The organism is Cognaticolwellia mytili (genome assembly GCF_002104475.1).
In the GTDB taxonomy this organism is placed as follows: domain Bacteria; phylum Pseudomonadota; class Gammaproteobacteria; order Enterobacterales; family Alteromonadaceae; genus Cognaticolwellia; species Cognaticolwellia mytili.
The window spans coordinates 210,891-226,523 of sequence record NZ_NBOF01000005.1 but is presented as its reverse complement, the minus strand read 5'-3'; the positions used below and the strand labels follow the sequence as shown (position 1 = coordinate 226,523).

Below are 15,633 nucleotides of genomic sequence, written 5' to 3'. Positions count from 1 at the left end.
GGATTTGAATATAACTTCAGGGACCACTTAGCGATAGCTATGTCATCGTCATGCACTTTTGGTGTAAAGCGAGCAAAAAATAGATATATTTAAGCCATAGTAGCTATGGTTAAAAATAAGTTTTTGAAGGGAAATAAATGTTTAGGTCAAATCTTCTTTTCGTAGCGATAATTGTTACAGGGTTTACGCTGTTACCATTTTCTGTCTTAGCGGAAATACCTGCCGATAATACTCGAAATATTAAGTCTTTGGATAATGATGAGAATATAGAGGTTATTGAAGTTTATGCGCAAAAGCGTAAACAAAAAATTAATGATGTTGCCGTTGCAGTTTCTGTTATTGATGGTGAGGCTATTGATCGTCAACAATTAAAAGATACAACGCAACTTTCAGCTTTAGTGCCTAACTTAAAAATTACTAATAATGCCGGTGAAGGTACACCACCAGCGTTTAACATTCGTGGTGTTGGCATGATTGACTACAACACTTCTACTATTTCACCTATTGCTGTCTATTCTGACGGTATTGTTAGCGGTAGCGCCAATAATTTATCTGTAAACCTATTTGATTTAGAGCATGTTGAAGTTTTACGTGGGCCTCAAGGTACATTATTCGGCCGTAACACTACAGGTGGTGCGATTTTATTACGCTCAAAACAGCCTGAACAGGAGTTTGGCGGCTATATCAATGCCAGTGTTGCTGAGTATGACACGCTGTCGTTAGAAAGTGCGGTAAATGTTCCACTTAGTGATAATACGGCAATGCGCTTTGCCATTAGCCATCAAGATTATGACTTTTCGACAAATAATCAAATGCTTGGTCAACCTAATGGAGGCTTAAAGCAAACGAACTTACGTTTAATAGTTAAATCTGAGTTTGATAACTTAATGATTACTAGCAAGTTGCACTCAGAAAGTTGGTCAGGGAGACCTAAACCCATCGCTAGTCTCGGTATTAATCAGGTTGATAGTGATGGGTTATGTACACCATCACAAGCCGGGTCAAGTTTATGTGAAGATAACTTTGGTAATCAAGTTGGTGGCAATGACTTTTGGGCTGTTAATGCAGATACTGCTGACAGAGAGCATGACACCGATAGTTGGGGGGCTAGTGTTAAGTTTGAATGGCAATTTAATAATGATATCTTGTTAACATCAATTAGCGGTTATCGCTCATTAGAACGTTTTCACTCTTGGGATTCTGATGGCCCGGGTAATTTAGTTGAAGGCTTTATGGGCACTAATAATACTATCTTCAGCCAAGAATTGAGTGTGGCAGTTGATTTAGGTAATAGCCATTGGGTCAGTGGTGTGTTTTATGTTAATGAAGATATTCAGCAAAATAATGGTTTTGATCTTTTTCGTGACTTTCGTCCGGTTCCTGGATTTGAATCTGTTGCTGCTCAATATTTCTATGATAATCAATTAAAAAATAATTCGTTTGCTCTCTACTCACAAGTTGACCATAAGCTTAACGATGTGTTCACGCTTACTGCAGGTATACGCTACACCGATGAAACAACTAAGTATCATGCTAATGCTGATAAAGATACGGTAGCTTTTGGTCTTGAAGTTGACAAATGGAACGAAAAGGGACAAGTTGAAGATGATGAATTCTCTGGAAAGTTATCATTAAATCAAAAGTTAAGCGACTACTCTTCAGTGTATTATAGCTATTCTCGGGGTTACAAAAGTGGTGGTTATAACGCAGGTTATTCTACCAGTAAAGCGCAAGCTATAGCGTCTGAATATGCTCCTGAAAAGCTCGATGCTTATGAAGTTGGTGCTTATTTACAGTTTATGCAGCAGGATATGCGCATACATTTAGCAGCATTTTATTATGACTATCATGAACAACAGGTCTTTGTTAATCAGACTCAAGGTATTGCTGTTGATCATGTCTTAAAAAATGCTGGAGACTCAACCATATACGGTTTTGAATCTGAGTTGGTATTCGTGCCAAGCCATGATTGGGAGTTGCGTTTAAATGTTGGTTACCTACCTGAAGCCAATATGGGTGAATTTAATCAGAATGGCATCGTAGTTGAAGACAATCGATTACCTTTTGCCTCCGAATGGAATTTGAGCGGCGCTATTGTTCGTGATATGTCAGTAATGGGACGTGATTTAACTGCACAATTAAATTTTGATTACCAATCTGACTTCTATTTTGATCAAGAAGAAAATAGCTATACAGAACAAACTAGTTTTGTAGTAATTAATGGCCATGTTAGTTATGAGCTTGATTCAGCATTTACCGTGACTGTATGGGGGAAGAATTTAACTAATACTGAATATAGTGAGCTGAGGTTTAACTCAATTGCTGCACTTGGGGCTGTGACTGAATTAAAAGCGGCAGCAAGACAGTTGGGTATCGAAGCAAGTTATAAATTTTAGCCGTTGAATTGATATGTAAGTAAAAAATTAAAGCTGAGTTTATCTCAGCTTTTTTGTATCTAGTTTTTAATGAACAACTAGATCATCATGGTGGCAATGCTTTGTATTGAACCAAAATAAAATTTTACTAAATTATTATATTTATTAAGTTTTTTAATCCTTCGATAAAACACTTTCAGGTTTACATTACTCTAGCTGCTTGATATTTTAGCTTAACTATTAGTTAGTACCCATAACAAGAATAACAAGAGAATTTTCGTATGAAATGGAAGTTACTTTGGCCAGTATTACTGACCTTACTTATCCCACTTATTGTGGCTTGGTTTATTTATCCAAGCCATTTACCACCTAAATTTGGTGTATTCCCACCACAATTTGTTGCCAATGCACCTGGTTTTAGTTGGCCATATTTTTTAGTGATGCTTGCTGGAGTGTTATATATTGGAGGTTTGATTTTAATGCCAAAATACTTTGGCTTTAAAGGTGCTCCAGTTGAACCTAGGCCACGATCGACTAAGTCTCTGCCGTGGTGGTTTTGGACTGGTGGTGTTGTCATGGGCTTTTTCTGGTGGCTAATGTGGACTCGTGTAACTCCATTTGGCGACTTAGTGCATTGGGCTTTTACGCCGCTATGGTGGGGCTTTATTTTTTTCCTAGACGGCATTGTTTATCAGCGAAACAATGGTGCATCGCTGTTTTCCAAAAAGCCATTAACATTATTAATTGCCGCCGGTGTTTCAATCGTAGGCTGGTTATATTTTGAATATTACGACTATTTTGTTTTAGGTAATTGGTATTACCCTAATGCCGATAAAGTCGGGTGGTCTAGCACGGTAATCACCATTGAGTTTTTGATCACATACTCAACGGTAACCCCGGTATTATTTCAATGGTTTAACTTATTACATACTTTTCCAAATATGAAAGCCAGATATCAAAATGGTCCTAAAATGGCGCTAAATGGTAATCATATGATCTTCATTGGTTCGGTGTTAATAGCGGCTATGGTCTATTGGCCATATGAATTATTTTGGGCGGTTTGGATTGGCCCATATGCTGTTATGACAGGTATTTTAATGCGACTAAATATTTGGAACCCATTTACGGATATTGCAAAAGGTAACTGGACTGCTGGTGTGTTAATTGGCGTATCATCATTACTTAATGGCTTGTTTTGGGAAATGTGGAATTATGGTAGTAGCGCTAATGCTCTTTTACCGGCAACTAATCCAAATTATTGGATTTACGACATTCCCTACGTCAATGTTATTCATGTTTTTTCTGAGATGCCGTTGCTTGGTTATTTTGGTTATATCCCATTTGGTGTATTGGTTTGGCAGGTGTTTATTTGGAGTGGTAAGTTTGTTGGCTTTGATTCAGATATTTTGATTAAGCCGGTGCCGAATGCTGAAGATTGTCAATCGACCAAAACTGTCACTTCATAATAGTTATGAAAAATAGTAACAATGATCCGCTACCTTCATGGCATGAAGGTAGCGTTAAACAGCGTATTCTTGATTTTCTAGAGAAAGTTACCACACCTGATTCAGCGCACTACGTTGAAGAAGACGAACGCATTGCCACTTTCGACAATGATGGTACGTTATGGGTGGAAAAGCCTTTACTTGCACAAATGGCCTTTTATAAAAAAGAGCTGCTAGGTGCTGATGTCTTAGAAAATGCTTCAAAGTTTAAACGCGCGGTAAATTGGAGCATTCGTGGTGTTAAAGACTTAGGCGGTTTAACGAAAATGTTAGTGGGTTATTTTCGGGTAGGAATAACTACCGATGAATATCGTTCGCGCGTTTCAAAATGGATAGCAGAAGCTGAGCACCCAAGGTACAAATGCAAATATACTGAGCTTGTTTATCAACCTATGCAAGAAGTTCTACAATTATTTGCGCAACATGGTTTTACTAATTATATCGTCTCTGGTGGCAGTGCAAACTTTATTCGTCCTTGGGCTGATGAAGTATATAACGTGCCTGAAAATCGCATTATTGCTAGTAGCAGTAAAACTCGTTTATCAAAACGTGGTGATGAACTAGCGGTAAAGCTTGAAGCTCTACCATTTTCATTTGAATACCGCTCGGGCAAAGTATTAGGCATTGAGCGCCGGTTAGCAAAACGGCCTATTGCCGCGTTTGGTAATAGCTTAGGTGATGTTGAAATGCTGCGTTGGGCTCGAACTACAGCGCAGTCTCTTTGTGTACTTATTCATCATACTGATGAAGTTCGTGAATATAAATATGGCCCTGATCCTCGCCTTTATTTTGGTAAAAGCACATTAAAGTTTGCTAAAGAGCAGAATTGGCAGGTAGTGGATATGAAAAATGATTGGCGAACTATGTTTAGTTTTGAACATGATGAGAGTTTTTCAAAGGAAAATAAATGAATTCAATACCTGTACATTTCACGGTAGTCATCAATTTTATATTGGCGTTTATACCCTTTGTTTTGGCATTTTACTTATTTAAAGTTAGCCATCATCGCAGTGTGCTTTGGTGGATATTATCTTTGGTTTTTGTCGCATTTATACCTAATAGTGCTTACGTGCTGACTGATATCATTCATTTTATTGCTGCGGTGAAATCACCTAACATTTCAACAGCATATTTGCTGCTAGTGCTGGTACCGTTTTACATAATATTTTTATTGGTAAATTTTGAGTTTTATGTCATTTCAATTCAATGGGCTGATCAATATTTAAAACATCTTAATCAAGGGTTTCTAAGTAAAGCATTTGTGCCTATTATTCATCTACTAGCAGCTATTGGTGTGTATTTAGGACGTTTCCAACGCTTAGAAAGTAGCGATATAATTCATCACCCTATCATTGTTTTTCGAGATGTTTTAGTCGATATCAGTGGGGGTAAAAGTATGTTGATTATTATTGCTTTGTTTTTACTATTTTATAGTTTTTATGAGGCATTTAGTCGGGTAAACAATGTCATAAAAGCTAAGGTAAAAGCACGTATAGCGACCCACCCGATGAAAGCAGTAACCATTTAGGTTTTCTAATTTTTGAGTATAAAAAAGCCGCTATTAATAGCGGCTTATGTTTAGGTCTTTTCTAGACATTCTGTCTTTTAAAGTATTAGTACACCCATGCACGTCAAGAGCTAGTAACTATAATACTTTAGCTATTGATTGCGCTAAGTAATCAACATTGCGGTTAGCAATACCGGCAATACTCATGCGGCTTGAACCTACCATGTAAATACTGTATTCGTCTTGCAACTGCTGTACTTGCTCTGGCGTTATGCCCAAGAATGAGAACATACCTTTTTGACGAGGAATAAAGCTAAAGTCACGAGTAACGCCATTTTCGATAAGTTTATCAACTAACAACTGACGGTTACCGTTAATGCGATCACGCATTTCTTTAAGTTCAGCATGCCATTGAGTACGTAACTCATCAGAATGTAAAATTGTTTCAACAATCGCGGCACCGTGTGCTGGTGGCATTGAGTAGATACAACGAATAACCGTTAGTAATACCGAGTTTGCAACATCAACACTATGCGAACTTTCACCTATGATGGTACAGGCGCCAATACGCTCACGATATAAGCCAAAGTTTTTCGAACAAGAGCTACATACAATCATTTCTTTAACGCTGTCGGCCATTAAACGTAAACCGTATGCGTCGTCGTCTAAGCCTTCGCCAAAACCTTGGTAAGCCATATCAACAAGTGGTAAAAAGCCAATGTCTTTCGCAACTTCAGCAACTTGTTGCCATTGCTCTTTACTTAAATCCATGCCGCTTGGGTTATGACAACATGCGTGTAGTAACACGGCATCGTCAGCTTTAACTTCTTTTAAAGCGGCTAACATACCATCAAAGTTAAGGTTTTTGTTTTCATGATCGTAGTACGGGTAAGTTTTAACTACTAAGCCAGCAGCTTGAAACAAACCAGTGTGGTTTGCCCATGTTGGATCACTTACCCAAATAGTTGCGCCAGCTTTGCATGAGTTAATAAATTCAGCAGCAACGCGTAATGCACCTGTTCCACCAGGAGTAGAAACGGTACGTGCACGATCTTCAATCAAGACTTTATGATGACCGAAAACTAATTTGCTCATCTCTTCGTTAAAAAGTGGTGAACCCGTAGGGCCAATATAAACTTTGGTATCTTCGGTATCGAGTCGGTATTTTTCTGCGGCTTTTACACAATCTAAAACAGCGGTATGGCCTGCTTCATTTTTATAAACACCAACACCTAAGTCGATTTTTTGAGAATTTGAATCTTCACGATATTTAGCCAACAAGCCTAAAATAGGATCGGCAGGCAACGCCGTTAAGCTACCAAACATTTCTGGGTTTACCTTTTACGAAGAGAGGGAGTTAAGCGATTTAACACCGATGTTGAATACGCTGCATTAATCCCTGTTATTAAAGGGCAAGCATAACGGCAATAAGGTTAAAATTAAAGCATTAAGGTTAAAAAAAGCGTTAGAAAATAGTCTAAAAAAATATAGCTGATAATTGTCAGTTATTTGTCTTTTACTTTAAATAAACTATTTTTTAATTTTAACGTTAGCTCTAATTAACCAAAATGTTTAAAAAGTACCTAAAAGTGCCTTTTTATCTACACTTTTGGCGAAGAACAGCGCTACTTTGTTCGTTCAAATAGCAAAACAAAGCGATCCGTTTTACGACGTAATTCGGGGGAGAAAACAGATGTGTTGCGCGTGTCATTTTTATTTTCCAAAAACGTGGCTTGTTTAACTAAGGTAAAACCATATTTTTTTAAGTCATTAATGACAAACTTAGCTTCAATTCTGTGTAAGGTTTTCGTGTCTTGTGCACCGCGCTTGCTTACAGCACTGTGATCGACAACTAACAATTTACCACCAACTTTCAATGACGCTAATACTTGTGGCATCACCACGTCAGCTGGAAAATCCCAACCTTGGTCTTTGAAAAACATATCATGGTAGCCTAAGACTAAAAATGCACTGTCAAAATGATTGTTCTGTAGTTGTAAATCTGGCGCTTCACTTAGCAGGTAGTTAACATTTTTAAGTCGATCATTAGCTAGGCGCTGTTCTAACTCTTTTCCAACAAAGCCTAAATATGCTTTAGGAATTTGCAAAACAACTTCGCCTTCATTGCCAACTACGCGTGACAGTAACTCTGAGTAATAACCTCCACCAGCCAACAAATCGAGCACTTTATCACCATGCTTTACACCGACAAAATTCATTATTTCTGTCGGTTTACGAGAAGAGTCGAGTTGAATATCACTTTTTGTTCTATTGGCTAAATCAAGTGCCAAGGTTGTCGTAGAATTTATTGCGATAGCAATTACGGCAGTAAGTTGAATTAAACGAAGCGTAAAGTTAGTCATTGGTAAATATTCCTAGCGTATTATTATTATTTCTACTAAAACTGAGTTTAAGCTAATCGTTTAAAATATAAACTATTTTACTGTTTCAATTTATGTACCTAGAGGGAAGCCATAGAAGGCAGAAAGAAAAAGCCAGTAGTTAGCGCTTAACTACTGGCTTTAGATTTAGGTTTGAATAGTTGAAATTAATTGCGTGACAAGAAAGTTAGAAGTTTCTTGAAACCGCGGCAACTAAGCCAATGATACCGCCAAAAACACCACCCCAAACAACTAACCAGCCTAAGTGCTCGTGAATCATTTTTTGCACTATTTCTTTAACGAGCTGCGGTGTTAGTTCATTTAGGCGTTTTTCAATAATGTCACTGACTTTATCGCGCATACCTGCCATTACACTTGGCTGCTCTAACTCTTCACGTAAAATTGTATTGAATTCTTCACTTTGGCTGATCTCAACAACAGATGCGCGCATTTTTTCAATAAAAGGTTCGCGCATTGGCTGTAACGCTTCGGTGCCGCCGACCATTGCCAACATGCCACCAAATGATGATTGCTCTACAACACTAACTAAATTGTCAAATGCGGGTGATAAATCAACTTTGTTGATCACGGGTGCTAAATCGATAGCTGTCGCTGGGTTATCATTACCAGCTAAAAATCGATCGATGTTTTCTTCGGTAAAAAATTGTTCCATCATTAAACTACGAATAGCGAGCTTAAAGTCTTCAAAACGTGCCGGAATAACGCCTGAGCCATATAAAAAAGGTACACGTTCAAATAACATATGAATTGCCAGCCAATTGGTTATTGCGCCCGATAAGGCAAATAAACCTATGGTGAAAATAATATTATTTGCAAATGCATAGCCAAGAATAACAGCGATGAATGCTAAGAAATTAGTGATAAAACTTTTATTCACGAAAGCTCCGCAATGCCTTATAGCTTGCAGCTATAAGTGTAGGTATTTGAATTTATGGCGACTATGTTATCAATTGCCCGCAGTTGCGCCAATAATTCATTTATTTTCGGCGTTTTTTTCGCAAAAACTAGCACCGAAAAGCTAGTTCTGATTTACTAAGTAATATAAAAATTATAATAAAGGGTGCTCATGAAATTTAATAAAATGTTTTCAGGTTTAGTGATGGCTTTTGGTGCAGTGAGTTTATCGCTAAGTTCAGTGGCGAATGCAGAGCAAAGTGTTCAGGAACAAATAATGGCACGTGTTGCTGCTGAAAATGCCTTGAAAAATAAAGATGAATGGCGAGCAGTAGCGATTGAAAATATGGTGATGATGACTTTGCCACACGGTAAAGTAGTGATTGAATTAGCACCACAATTTTCACCGAAGCATGTTGAACAATTTATGCGTTTAACAAAAGAAGCCCACTATGACGGTAATAAATTTTACCGTGTTATTGATGGTTTTGTCGCGCAAGCAGGGCCAGAAGACGGCAGTAGCTCTGATCGCTCAGTTGCAGAGTTAGATCTTGAAGGAGAATGGCAAACAGACAAAAATTGGTCATTTACCTTAGTGCAAAACAAAGACTTATTTGCTGAGCAAACAGGTTTTAAAGACGGTTTTGCTTTGGCAACCAATGCCAGTGAAAAACGTGCATGGTTAACACATTGTCCTGGCGTTATTGCAATGGCACGTGGCAATGACGCAAACTCAGCATCTAGCCATTTTTATATAACTAACGGCCAAGCACCAAGATACTTAGACCGTATTATGACTATATTTGGCCGCGTTATTTACGGTATGAACCACGTGCAAGCAATCACTCGAACAGCAACAATAGACGGTGATACTGAAGTGCCTAAAAGCGCTTATACACCGATAATTTCTATGAAAATGATGGCCGATGTACCAGAAGCAGAGCAAATTCAATTAGAAATTAAAAATACCGAAAGTGCCTTATTTGCTACAAAATTAGCTGAGCGCATTAAACGTGACAATGCTTTTTTCTTTAAGAAGCCACCACCTGTGCTTGATGTTTGTCAAACACCGGTACTGACTCGAATAGTGACTGAATAAAAGTTTAGAAATATAAAGAGTCGTTAGCTTAATCCCCGCCTTGTTTGTATTTTTCTTTCGCTTTACGGCCTTTGCGGTATAACGCAGGTCGTAAGGCTCTTCGTAATGTTGGAAATAAGTAAGCTATTGTTGTTAACCAACCGCTCGTGCGTGGTAATGAAATTTCTACTGCTTCGCCACGAGCGCAACTGACAATAGCATCAGCGACTTGTTGTGCGCTGCTCATTGCTTGTGAGAAAACAATATCTTCAACCTGATCAATTTCCGACATGATAAAACCCGTATCAATGGGGCCCGGTGATACAATACCAACATTAATGTCACTACCTTTTAATTCATCAGATAACGAGTAAGTAAATGCTCGCAAACCTGCTTTTGTGGCCGCGTAAGTTGCTGCACCTTGTAAGGGCGCTCTACCTGCTAAAGAGCCAACATTAACAATGGCGCCACCTTTAGCTTTTCGCATGTAAGGTAAAGCTAAGGTGGAAAGTTGAATAGGAGCACGTAAGTTCACATCAACCATTTGCGCCAATTTATCAGCCTGATTTAACGCAACATCACCACGTTGATGAAAACCGGCATTATTAATTAATACGTCGACAGAGCCAAAGGCTTCAAATGCTTTTAGGAATAATACTTTGTTGGCTTTGGCATTATTAATGTCCATTGCCACGGTTAGTACTGATGTTACTTTTTCAAGTTCTTTAGCAATGCTATCAAGCCCTTCTTGCCCTCGGGCAACCAAAACTAAGTTTGCACCATGACTGGCAAAGGTTTTAGCTGTGGCGGCACCAACGCCAGCGGAAGCACCGGTAATAATGACCGTTTTATTGTTAAAGTCGGAATTCATAGTTCTAGTTCACCTATTTTTAGTAAAACGTGGTTGATTTAGGCTGTATGTATTCTGTTACAGAAAATATTGTAAAGTTATTGTTAAAGTGATGAAAAGTGTCAATGATTTTCATAAAATAGCAGCATAACAATAAAGGGATCAATAATGAAAATTAAATATTTAGCAGCGGCCATTGTGGCCAGCTTCACCCTCTCAGCTTGTGTAGCAACACAAAACAATCAAAGCTCAACGCCAGAAAGTGCGGCAGTTGAAGTTAACCAAAATAAAGTATTTAGCCAAAATTATGTTTTTAAAGAATTAGAAAATGGCTTACGAGTATTGATTGTAAAAACTGACTACCCAGACCTGGTATCAGTGCAAATTCCGGTTTCTGTTGGTTCTCGTGATGAAGATGAAGCGGGACGAACAGGCTTTGCCCACTTTTTTGAACATATGATGTTTAAAGGTTCAGATAAATTTCCACAAGACGTTTATGCTGATTTATTTAAAAATGCTGGCGTGGATAACGGTGCATATACTACTAATGATTACACCAACTATCATTTAGATTTTTCTAAAGATCATTTAGATAAAGTATTAGAAATTCAGGCCGATCATTTTAAAAACTTAAACTATACCGACGCACAATTTAAAACTGAAGCGTTAACGGTTAAAGGTGAATACTTAAAAAATAATGCTAGTCCTATTCGTAAATTATTAGCAGCAGTACGTAAAGAAGCTTTTGATACCCACACCTATAAACATACCACCATGGGATTTTTTGAAGACGTTGAAGCTATGCCTAATCAACTAGCCTATGGTGAAAAGTTCTTTAAACAGTTTTATAAGCCAGAATATGTCTCCTTGGTAATTGTTGGTGATGTTGAACCAGAAGCAACCATGGCGATGGTTGAAAAGCATTGGGGTAACTGGAAAAAAGGTGATTTTGTAAATGATATCGCCCAAGAGCCAGCACAAACCGCACCTCGTTATGTACATGAAAAATTTGATGGCTTACCTGGGCATTGGCTATTAGTGTCGTACAAAGGTGCTGATTGGCAACCGAAGAAGAAAGATCGTGCCGCACTCGATTTAATTTCGCAATTATACTTTTCAAATAACTCAGCGTTATACCAAGAGTTAGTGGTTGATAAACAATTGGCAAGCCAAATGTTTAACTACAACCCAGAAACGAAAGATGCAGGCTTACGTCACGTTTTCATTAAAGTGAATGAAGAAAAAGACTTAGCGACTGTACGCGATGCTATTAATCGTACATACGCTCAAGCACGTACTGAACTTGTTTCTACAGAGAAGTTAGATAACTTAAAATCAAACTTAAAATATAGCTTCGTAAATAGCTTAGACTCATCAGAGTCAATTGCATCAACACTTGCTAGTTATATGCATTTTGATCGTGATCCAGAAACGATAAACCACTTATATAACAGTTTTGATAATATTTCGGCTGAAGATATCAAACGCGTAGCAAATAAATATTTTATTGATGATAATCGTACGACAGTGACGCTTTCAGCACTTGATAAAGTAGAAGCATTTGCGCAAGAAGTTGATTTAAACGCAGCCGTTGCAAAAATTGCCGCGGATAGCGCTAAGTCTAAAACAGCACGATTTACCGTACTAGATAAAACCAACGAATCGCCGTTAATTGATGTTAACTTTTTATTTTACACCGGTGCTGCGGCAGACCCTGTCGGCAAGAAAGGTGTGGCAGCATTAACTGCACAAATGTTAACGCAGGGCGGTTCAGCAACGCAAAGCTATAAAGACATTCAAAAAGGTTTATATCCATTAGCGGGCAGCTTCTCTTCGCAGCTTGATAAAGAAATGATGTCGTTTACGGGGCGAGTTCACAAAGACAATGCTGAGCAATGGTATCAATTAATTAGCGACCAATTGCTGAATCCAGGCTGGCGTGAAGATGACTTTAAACGTCTGAAAAAAGAATTGATTGACGGTATTAAGTCCGGTTTAAAATCATCAAATGACGAAGAATTAGGTAAAGAGGTGCTTTATAGCGAACTTTACCGAGGTCATGCCTATGAAAACTTTAATAGTGGTGACTTATCTGATTTAGCAGCGCTAACTCTTGATGATGTTAAAGCTTTTTATGCTGCACAGTTAACGCAAGCTAAGCTGCATTTAGGTATTACCGGCGCTATGCCAAGTGACTTAAAAGCACAGTTAATGAAAGATTTAACGGTTTTACCCGTGGGTGATGAAAAACGCTTAACGATTGCAAAAGCGCCAGTGTTAAAAGGCCATCATGCGACTATTGTTGAGAAGAATGCACAATCAACTGCGGTTTCATTTGGCTTTCCAATTGATACTATCCGTAATGATAAAGACTGGGCAGCGCTTTGGTTAGTGCGTTCGTACTTTGGCGAGCACAGAAGTTCAAACAGCTACTTGTACCAACAAATTCGCCAAGCACGTGGCATGAACTACGGTGATTATTCTTATATTGAGTATTTTCCACGTGGTATGTTCCAAACTAAGCCAGATGCTAACTTAGGTCGTTCAAGCCAAATTTTCCAAGTGTGGTTACGTCCATTACGTTCGAATAATGATGCCCATTTTGCTACACGTGCCGCTTTATATGAGCTGGACAAGCTAATTGAAAATGGCATGAGTGAAAAAGACTTTCAAGCAACGCGTAATTATTTAACTAACTATGCACCGCAATTGGTTGCTAGCCAAGACCAACAATTAGGCTATGCGCTTGATAGCGAGTTCTACCAAACTGGTGAGTTTGTTAAATATGTCCGTGAGCAGTTTGCAAAGCTTTCTTTGGCCGACGTTAATCGCGTAATTAAAGAAAACTTGCAGACTGATGATATTCATTATGTCTTTATTTCAGGTGATGGCGAAGACATGAAAAAACGTTTGTTATCAGAACAAGTCTCACCATTGAAATACAATTCTGAAAAGCCAGCTGAGTTATTAGCAACTGATAAAGTTATCGAAAGCTATAAGCTCACACTACCAGCAAAAAATGTTGATGTGATTGCGGCTGAAAGCGTATTTAGGTAACTAGTTTATCTATGGCTTCATATTTGTGTTGGCTTGCGATATTACCTACATGGAAGTAGGTAATCATTTACTTTAATGCAAACACCAAGTTGTCATTTTTGTCTATTAAACGTCACATTCACAGTGGCGTTTTTATTTTTATTCCCGCTAAATAAATATTTGAGCCATCCATAGTTCTATAGGCGTAATTCTCTATATCCCAATATTTAACTTTCTTAATTACATACTGTCCAAAATATGAGCTACATCAAACTTCTTCTATTGAATATGGATATAATCGCCAGCACTTTTAATGGCTTGTTAAACCGATAAGCCATATAGCACGCATTGATTTTATTGGATTTATTGGTTGTATATTTATGTCATCTTCAGTTCAGGTTAGCGGAATCGAAAAATCTTTTTCTTCATCATCTATTTTACTTTCAACAACTGATTTGAAAGGAAAAGTTACCTATGCAAATCAAGATTTTTGCGATATTGCTGGCTATAGTAATGAGGAACTTGTTGGGCATGGACACAATATTGTTAGACACCCGGACATGCCTAAAGCAGCATTTGAAGACTTATGGCAAACAATCAAAAGTGGCAAATCATGGATGGGACCAGTCAAAAATCGTTGTAAGAATGGTGACCATTATTGGGTAAATGGCTATGTCACGCCAATTAAAAGTTGCGATGGAGAAATTAAGGAGTATCAATCAGTACGCAGTAAGCTCGACCGTGATGTCGTCGAACGAGCTGACAGCCTTTATGATAAAGTTAACCGCAATGATAGGTCTGTTAAACGTAAATTAAAGAACTACGATTCCACTCTTTATACATTATTGTGCATGGTATTTGCTATTTTATTTATAGCCAGTTCTCCTCTATATAGCACTATGCCTGTGACCATTTCTTTGATCAGTACGGTACTTCTATCAATAGGATTATTTATATTTATAAGATGGCGTAACCATTACACTAGAAGTATAAGTAGAGCGAAAGAAATTTTTGATAACCCTTTAATGAGCTATTTATATTCAGGGAGTTCCGATGACGTCGGTTATATTAATTTAGCATTAAAGATGAGTAGCTCTGAGGTTAATGCCATTGTTGGCCGAGTACGAGATGTGTCAATGCATGTCGGTAATATAGCGGCAAAAACGGAAATTAATGGCAATGAAGTTTCTCAAATGTTAGTGGAGCAAAGTACTGAGGTTGAACAGGTTGCAACAGCAATGAGCCAAATGGCTAGCACTATCCAAGATTTATCTGCTTCTGTCACGTATGCATCTGACACCTCTTTTCAAAGCCAAAAAATGACAACTCAAGGTTTGTCAGTAGTCGAGCAAACCACCCAAGCTACCGAAACACTGTCAAAGCAGTTAGCCAATATTTATGTCATCATTAAAGACTTGGCCGATGGACGTAATTCAATTGCTACTATATCGGATGAGATTAGTTCTATTGCCGATCAAACCAACCTGTTAGCTTTAAATGCAGCAATAGAGGCGGCAAGAGCTGGAGAGCAAGGTAAAGGTTTTGCGGTTGTGGCAGAAGAAGTGAGGGCTTTGGCCTTAAGAACACAACAATCAACGGAAGAAATTCAAGCGACTTTACAAAGCTTAAATAATAAGTCTATTGAGGCTACATCATCCATTGATATAGGGATAGAGCAAGTTAATCAATGTTTGGATTTTGCCAATAATTCAGGAACCACATTTGAGAAGATTCATGGTGAAGTGGACAAAGTTACAAGTTTGAATTTACAAATTGCAACGGCTGTAGAAGAGCAGTCAGTTGTTGCTGAGCAAGTTAACCAGAATACTATTGCCATTCAGAATATTGCTAATCAAGGGGTGGAACATGGTGCTCAATCGGTGCAATTAGGCGATAAATTAATGACAGAGTTAAACATTTTGCAAAGTTTGATTAATCAATTCTTTGTCAAGGACACAACATCGAAAAATTCTTGATTCTATTGTC

Annotated in this window: 11 protein-coding genes; 7 read left to right on the top strand and 4 right to left on the bottom strand. The window is 38.1% G+C overall.

The window, feature by feature from the left end:
* The first annotated feature begins 137 nt into the window (after nucleotides 1-137).
* The 4 genes from B7C41_RS16685 to B7C41_RS16670 all read left to right on the top strand — a co-directional run bounded on the left by B7C41_RS16685 (nucleotide 138) and on the right by B7C41_RS16670 (nucleotide 5,408).
* On the top strand, nucleotides 138-2,396 hold the full coding sequence (locus tag B7C41_RS16685) for a TonB-dependent receptor (protein WP_085300092.1): 2,259 nt from the start codon (nucleotides 138-140) through the stop codon (nucleotides 2,394-2,396).
* A gap of 260 nt (nucleotides 2,397-2,656) precedes the next feature.
* Nucleotides 2,657-3,841, top strand: a complete 1,185-nt coding sequence (locus tag B7C41_RS16680; protein ID WP_085300091.1) for a mechanosensitive ion channel protein MscS — start codon at nucleotides 2,657-2,659, stop codon at nucleotides 3,839-3,841.
* A 5-nt stretch (nucleotides 3,842-3,846) separates the two neighbouring features.
* Nucleotides 3,847-4,791 carry an HAD family hydrolase gene (locus B7C41_RS16675; protein WP_085300090.1) on the top strand — a complete coding sequence of 315 codons (945 nt, stop codon included), beginning with the start codon at nucleotides 3,847-3,849 and terminating at the stop codon, nucleotides 4,789-4,791.
* On the top strand, nucleotides 4,788-5,408 hold the full coding sequence (locus B7C41_RS16670) for a DUF1361 domain-containing protein (protein ID WP_085300089.1): 621 nt from the start codon (nucleotides 4,788-4,790) through the stop codon (nucleotides 5,406-5,408). The genes B7C41_RS16675 and B7C41_RS16670 overlap by 4 nt, the downstream gene beginning before the upstream one ends.
* Before the next feature lie 117 nt (nucleotides 5,409-5,525).
* Here B7C41_RS16670 and B7C41_RS16665 read toward each other — a convergent pair whose 3' ends face one another.
* The 3 genes from B7C41_RS16665 to B7C41_RS16655 form a co-directional block, all read right to left on the bottom strand.
* Nucleotides 5,526-6,713, bottom strand: coding sequence for an amino acid aminotransferase (locus B7C41_RS16665; protein ID WP_085300088.1), 1,188 nt, complete (start codon nucleotides 6,711-6,713; stop codon nucleotides 5,526-5,528).
* Nucleotides 6,714-7,012: 299 nt separating this feature from the next.
* Nucleotides 7,013-7,750, bottom strand: a complete 738-nt coding sequence (locus B7C41_RS16660) for a class I SAM-dependent methyltransferase (protein ID WP_085300087.1) — start codon at nucleotides 7,748-7,750, stop codon at nucleotides 7,013-7,015.
* A gap of 205 nt (nucleotides 7,751-7,955) precedes the next feature.
* Entirely contained in the window at nucleotides 7,956-8,666 is a 711-nt protein-coding gene (locus B7C41_RS16655; RefSeq protein ID WP_085300086.1) for a DUF445 domain-containing protein, read from the bottom strand.
* Between the two features lie 189 nt (nucleotides 8,667-8,855).
* Between B7C41_RS16655 and B7C41_RS16650 the strand changes: the two genes are divergently transcribed.
* A complete protein-coding gene (locus B7C41_RS16650) occupies nucleotides 8,856-9,782 on the top strand; it encodes a peptidylprolyl isomerase (protein WP_235839758.1) in 927 nt (308 codons plus the stop codon).
* Between the two features lie 28 nt (nucleotides 9,783-9,810).
* On the opposite strand, the gene B7C41_RS16645 is transcribed toward B7C41_RS16650, so the two are convergent.
* Nucleotides 9,811-10,632 carry an SDR family NAD(P)-dependent oxidoreductase gene (locus tag B7C41_RS16645; RefSeq protein ID WP_085300085.1) on the bottom strand — a complete coding sequence of 274 codons (822 nt, stop codon included), beginning with the start codon at nucleotides 10,630-10,632 and terminating at the stop codon, nucleotides 9,811-9,813.
* Nucleotides 10,633-10,779: 147 nt separating this feature from the next.
* Here B7C41_RS16645 and B7C41_RS16640 point away from each other — a divergent pair, with 147 nt between their 5' ends.
* Together B7C41_RS16640 and B7C41_RS16635 are read left to right on the top strand one after the other, a co-directional pair.
* Nucleotides 10,780-13,668 (top strand): M16 family metallopeptidase, encoded by a 2,889-nt coding sequence (locus B7C41_RS16640; protein WP_085300084.1) that lies wholly within the window; start codon nucleotides 10,780-10,782, stop codon nucleotides 13,666-13,668.
* A 359-nt stretch (nucleotides 13,669-14,027) separates the two neighbouring features.
* Nucleotides 14,028-15,623, top strand: a complete 1,596-nt coding sequence (locus tag B7C41_RS16635; protein ID WP_085300083.1) for a methyl-accepting chemotaxis protein — start codon at nucleotides 14,028-14,030, stop codon at nucleotides 15,621-15,623.
* Nucleotides 15,624-15,633: the final 10 nt, after the last annotated feature.

Excerpts from the sequence above, each read along its gene's own strand:
- B7C41_RS16675 (WP_085300090.1), top strand. The coding sequence starts at position 3,847 with ATGAAAAATAGTAACAATGATCCGCTACCTTCATGGCATGAAGGTAGC.
- B7C41_RS16645 (WP_085300085.1), bottom strand. The coding sequence starts at position 10,632 with ATGAATTCCGACTTTAACAATAAAACGGTCATTATTACCGGTGCTTCC.
- B7C41_RS16685 (WP_085300092.1), top strand. The coding sequence starts at position 138 with ATGTTTAGGTCAAATCTTCTTTTCGTAGCGATAATTGTTACAGGGTTT.
- B7C41_RS16660 (WP_085300087.1), bottom strand. The coding sequence starts at position 7,750 with ATGACTAACTTTACGCTTCGTTTAATTCAACTTACTGCCGTAATTGCT.
- B7C41_RS16640 (WP_085300084.1), top strand. The coding sequence starts at position 10,780 with ATGAAAATTAAATATTTAGCAGCGGCCATTGTGGCCAGCTTCACCCTC.
- B7C41_RS16680 (WP_085300091.1), top strand. The coding sequence starts at position 2,657 with ATGAAATGGAAGTTACTTTGGCCAGTATTACTGACCTTACTTATCCCA.
- B7C41_RS16635 (WP_085300083.1), top strand. The coding sequence starts at position 14,028 with ATGTCATCTTCAGTTCAGGTTAGCGGAATCGAAAAATCTTTTTCTTCA.
- B7C41_RS16665 (WP_085300088.1), bottom strand. The coding sequence starts at position 6,713 with ATGTTTGGTAGCTTAACGGCGTTGCCTGCCGATCCTATTTTAGGCTTG.
- B7C41_RS16670 (WP_085300089.1), top strand. The coding sequence starts at position 4,788 with ATGAATTCAATACCTGTACATTTCACGGTAGTCATCAATTTTATATTG.
- B7C41_RS16650 (WP_235839758.1), top strand. The coding sequence starts at position 8,856 with ATGAAATTTAATAAAATGTTTTCAGGTTTAGTGATGGCTTTTGGTGCA.